Below are 4,473 nucleotides of genomic sequence, written 5' to 3' on the forward strand. Positions count from 1 at the left end.
TAACGTAGTCAGCGTGGCCTGGAGCGTCGATGTGTGCGTAGTGTCTTTTTTCTGTTTCGTATTCTACTACTGATGTGTTGATTGTGATTCCACGTTCTCTTTCTTCTGGAGCTTTATCGATGTGTTCGTAATCGATGTATTCACCTGTACCATATTTTTTGTTTAGGGCTTGAGTGATTGCTGCTGTTGTTGTTGTTTTACCGTGGTCTACGTGGCCGATTGTACCAATATTAATATGTGGTTTGCTTCTTTCAAATGTTTGTTTACTCATTTTTCTCTCCTATATTAATTATTTATTAATTACTTCATCTCTTACTGATGCTGGAACTTCAGCATAGTGGTCAAAGCCCATTGAGTAGGTTGCTCTACCTTGGGTCTTACTTCTTAGGTCTGTAGCATATCCGAACATTTCTGATAGTGGGATGAAGGCATCTAGTACGTGGATTCCGTCTTTTGGATTCATGCCGTCTATCTTTCCTCTTCTTGATGATACATCACCCATTACATCTCCAAGATACTCGTCTGGAGTAGTAATTTCAACTTTTTCGATTGGTTCTAGTAGGACTGGGCCTGCTTTTTGTACTGCATTCTTAAATCCGATTGATCCTGCTACGTGGAAGGCTACTTCTGATGAGTCGACTTCGTGGTAAGATCCGTCAAATAGGGTTACATGAACGTCTACCATTGGGTAACCGCCAAGTACACCTGCTGCTGCAGCTTCTCTAACACCTTCTTCAACTGGTCTGATGTATTCTTTTGGAACTGCACCACCAACGATTTTAGATTCGAATGTGATTCCTGATCCTTCTTCGCCTGGTTCAACCTTAAGCATGACATCACCGTATTGTCCAGAACCACCTGATTGTCTTACAAACTTACCTTGAGCTTCTGCTTCTTTGGTGATTGATTCTCTGTAAGCTACTTGTGGGTTACCGATGTTTGCTTCTACTTTGAATTCTCTTAGAAGTCTGTCTACGATGATTTCAAGGTGAAGCTCGCCCATACCTGAGATGATTGTTTGTCCGGTTTCTTCATCTGATTTTGTTTGGAAGGTTGGATCTTCTTCTGCAAGTTTTTGAAGACCGATGATCATCTTATCTTGAGATGCTCTTGTCTTTGGCTCTATAGCTACTGAGATTACTGGATCTGGGAATTCCATTTGTTCTAGGATAATTTGATTATCTTGGTCACATAGGGAGTCCCCTGTTGTTGTATCTTTTAGACCTAATAGAGCTACGATATCGCCAGCATAACCTTTTTCGATCTCTTCTTGCTTATTAGAGTGCATTTGCATGATACGTCCAACTCTTTCTCTCTTGCCTTTTGTTGCGTTGTAGATATATGAGCCAGATTCTATTGTACCTGAGTAGATTCTAACATAGATTAATTTACCTACGTATGGATCTGTTACTACCTTAAATGCAAGAGCAGCTGTAGGTTCATCATCTCCTGGGTGTCTTTCTAGAACTTTTTCTGGATCTTTAGGATCAACACCTTCGATTGATGGAACGTCTACTGGGCTTGGCATGTAGTCTATAATTGCATCTAGTAGTGGTTGTACTCCCTTGTTTTTGTAGGCTGAACCTAGTAGACATGGGAATATTTTTTGTGCTATAGTTGCTTTTCTGATGGCTGATTTGATTTCATCTTCAGTTACTTCTTCACCTTCTAGGTATTTCATCATGATTGTATCATCAACTTCTGATAATTCTTCAAGAAGGTTGTTTCTGTATTCTTCAGCTTGATCTTTTAATTCAGCTGGGATTTCAGAATATTTTGGATGAGCTCCAAGGTCTTCAGATGAATATGTGACTGCTTGCATAGTTACAAGGTCTACAGCACCTTCAAAAGATTGTTCGCTTCCTATAGGAATTTCTAATGGAACTGCATTTGCTTTTAGTTTATCTTTTATTGTATCTACTGCCATGAAGAAGTCTGCACCTGTAGCATCCATTTTGTTAATGAAACAAATTCTTGGGATGTTGTACTTGTCAGCTTGTCTCCATACAGTTTCAGATTGTGGTTCTACACCACTTTTAGCATCGAATAGGGCTACTGCTGAGTCTAGTACTCTTAGTGATCTTTCAACCTCTACAGTAAAGTCAACGTGGCCTGGTGTATCGATAATATTAATTCTATGGTTCTTCCAAAATGCTGTTGTTGCAGCAGATCCTATTGTGATACCACGTTCTTTTTCTTGGTCCATGGAATCCATTACTGCTGTTCCATCGTGGGTATCTCCGATTTTATAAATTTTACCAGTGTAGTATAGGATTCTTTCTGTACAAGTAGTTTTACCTGCATCTATGTGGGCCATAATTCCTATATTTCTGGTATCTTTAAGTGCAACCTGTCTAGGCATCTATCCCCCTAACTAATATCTAAAGTGCGCGAAAGCCTTATTAGCTTCTGCTGCCCTATGCATCTCTTCTTTTCTCTTAACTGCGGCACCCGCATTGTTTGATGCATCGATAATTTCTTTAGAAAGTCTTTCAACCATTGTTCTTTCACCTCTAGCACGAGAGAAATTTACTAACCATCTTAGGGCTAGTGTTTGTCTTCTTTCTGGTCTAACTTCCATTGGTACTTGGTAGTTTGCACCACCGATTCTTCTTGCCTTAACTTCTAGAGTAGGCATTATATTTTCCATAGCTTGTTGGAACACTTCTAAAGCGTTTGTTCCAGTAGTTTCTTCAACTTTATCAAAAGCTTCATAAACTATTTTTGTAGCAAGGCCTTTTTTACCATCTAGCATAACATTGTTGATAAGTTTTGTTACAACTCTGTCGTTATACTTGGCATCAGGCATTACCTCTCTTTTTGGTATATGTCCTTTTCTTGACACTTTTCTTCCCTCCTTTACCAATTATGTGTAATATCTTGAGTACTCGATCTTAATCGTAAAGTGCGTGACATACCTTTATATTAATAGGCACATTATGCACTTACCTTAACTAATTACTAGCCTCTTTTTGCTCCGTATTTAGATCTACCTTGTTTTCTTCCGTCAACACCTGCTGTATCAAGTGTACCTCTGATGATGTGGTATCTAACACCTGGAAGGTCTTTTACCCTACCACCTCTGATTAGTACAACACTGTGTTCTTGAAGGTTGTGTCCAATTCCTGGAATGTAAGAAAGTACTTCAGCTCCGTTTGTAAGTCTTACTCTGGCAATTTTTCTTAAAGCTGAGTTAGGCTTTTTAGGTGTTACTGTTCTAACTGATGTACAAACCCCACGTTTTTGTGGTGATTGGTTAGGAGTCATTCTACTCTTAAGAGTATTGAAGTTGTAACCTAAAGCTGGAGTATCTGATTTTGATTTCTCGCTCTTTCTACCTTTTCTAACAAGTTGATTAATTGTTGGCATAATGCACCTCCTTTTCTTTTAAAATCTAATAAATTGGCAAATCCTGCCAATCCTTAACTATCTTACACGCTTACTTACTCATTGTCAAGTAATTTGCTTATATCTATATAAATTTTCTATAAAAAAACAAATATGGAAACATTTTTTCCCAATCTTTATTTAGCTCATCTATTTTCTATTAAAATTATCAAAAAATTTTTAATAAATTTATAAAAATAAAAATATTTTGGGTATAATTAGAATGTAAGATATATTATCTGAAACTTGACTTAAGCATTGTTTATACCTTGCTTATAGGTCAATATAAATTATTAGGAGGAAATTAATTATGGATATTACATTTGCGGGAGATAAGGTTACACTTGTTGGAAAAGAAGTAAAAGTTGGCGATGAAGCAGTTAACTTTACAGCTACAAAGGCTGACCTTTCTGATTTTAACCTTGATGAACTAAAGGGAAAAGTAGTTATAATTTCGGCTGCTCCATCACTTGATACTAGCGTTTGTGCCTTCCAAGCTCAAAGATTTAATAAAGAAGCAAGCGATCTTTCTGATGATGTGGCTATAGTGAATATAACAGTAGACCTACCATTTGCTCAAAAAAGATTCTGCGACGCTTATGAAATAGGCAATACAATAACAGTTTCAGACTATAAGAATAGAGAATTTGGTGAAAAATATGGCTTCTTAATCGATGAGCTTAAGCTTCTTACAAGAGGTATCATAATAATCGATAAAGATGGTAAGGTAGCCTATGTAGAATATGTTCCAGAAGTAACTCACGAAGTAAACTTTGATGCTGCTTTAGAAAAAGTTAAAGAATTAATCTAAGTATTTAAATTTTAAGCTTGGGATAGTTTGTTATTTTTACAAGCTTACCTTAACTTTCTCATATGAAATAGTAGTTAACTTAATTACTTTTTAAAACAAATATAAATCTATTATTATAAAAGATATAAAAGGTGATGAATAGAATCTCTGAACTGACCCCCAAAAGTTAGACTAAAAAACTAACTAAAGGAGGTCAGTTTTTAAATGGCAAAATATAGTACAGAATTTAAAATGAAAGTAGTAAAGGAATATTTAGAATCAAGTATCTCATATAA

Annotated in this window: 5 protein-coding genes; 1 reads left to right on the forward strand and 4 read right to left on the reverse strand. The window is 36.4% G+C overall.

What is annotated here, in order from left to right; all coding sequences use genetic code 11:
• From NH286_RS10395 to rpsL, 4 genes are all read right to left on the reverse strand, one after another.
• A partial coding sequence (locus tag NH286_RS10395) for a GTP-binding protein (protein WP_265237459.1) occupies positions 1-271 on the reverse strand: 271 nt, incomplete at its 3' end.
• Between the two features lie 18 nt (positions 272-289).
• The gene (fusA, locus tag NH286_RS10400; RefSeq protein ID WP_265238722.1) at positions 290-2,362 is read right to left on the reverse strand and encodes an elongation factor G; all 2,073 of its coding nucleotides are present in this window, start codon (positions 2,360-2,362) and stop codon (positions 290-292) included.
• A 12-nt stretch (positions 2,363-2,374) separates the two neighbouring features.
• Positions 2,375-2,845: a 30S ribosomal protein S7 gene (gene rpsG, locus NH286_RS10405; protein ID WP_106459858.1), complete on the reverse strand. Its 471-nt coding sequence runs from the start codon at positions 2,843-2,845 to the stop codon at positions 2,375-2,377.
• A 116-nt stretch (positions 2,846-2,961) separates the two neighbouring features.
• Entirely contained in the window at positions 2,962-3,369 is a 408-nt protein-coding gene (gene rpsL / locus NH286_RS10410) for a 30S ribosomal protein S12 (protein WP_106459857.1), read from the reverse strand.
• Positions 3,370-3,697: 328 nt separating this feature from the next.
• On the opposite strand from rpsL, the gene tpx reads away from it, so the two are divergent.
• Positions 3,698-4,198 carry a thiol peroxidase gene (tpx, locus tag NH286_RS10415; RefSeq protein ID WP_106459856.1) on the forward strand — a complete coding sequence of 167 codons (501 nt, stop codon included), beginning with the start codon at positions 3,698-3,700 and terminating at the stop codon, positions 4,196-4,198.
• Positions 4,199-4,473 lie beyond the last annotated feature (275 nt).

Source organism: Anaerococcus sp. NML200574 (genome assembly GCF_026131665.1).
Taxonomy (GTDB): Bacteria; Bacillota; Clostridia; order Tissierellales; family Peptoniphilaceae; genus Anaerococcus; species Anaerococcus kampingae.

What these genes read in the sequence shown, in the direction of transcription:
- rpsL (WP_106459857.1), bottom strand. Translation starts at nt 3,369, where the DNA reads ATGCCAACAATTAATCAACTTGTTAGAAAAGGTAGAAAGAGCGAGAAA.
- tpx (WP_106459856.1), top strand. Translation starts at nt 3,698, where the DNA reads ATGGATATTACATTTGCGGGAGATAAGGTTACACTTGTTGGAAAAGAA.
- fusA (WP_265238722.1), bottom strand. Translation starts at nt 2,362, where the DNA reads ATGCCTAGACAGGTTGCACTTAAAGATACCAGAAATATAGGAATTATG.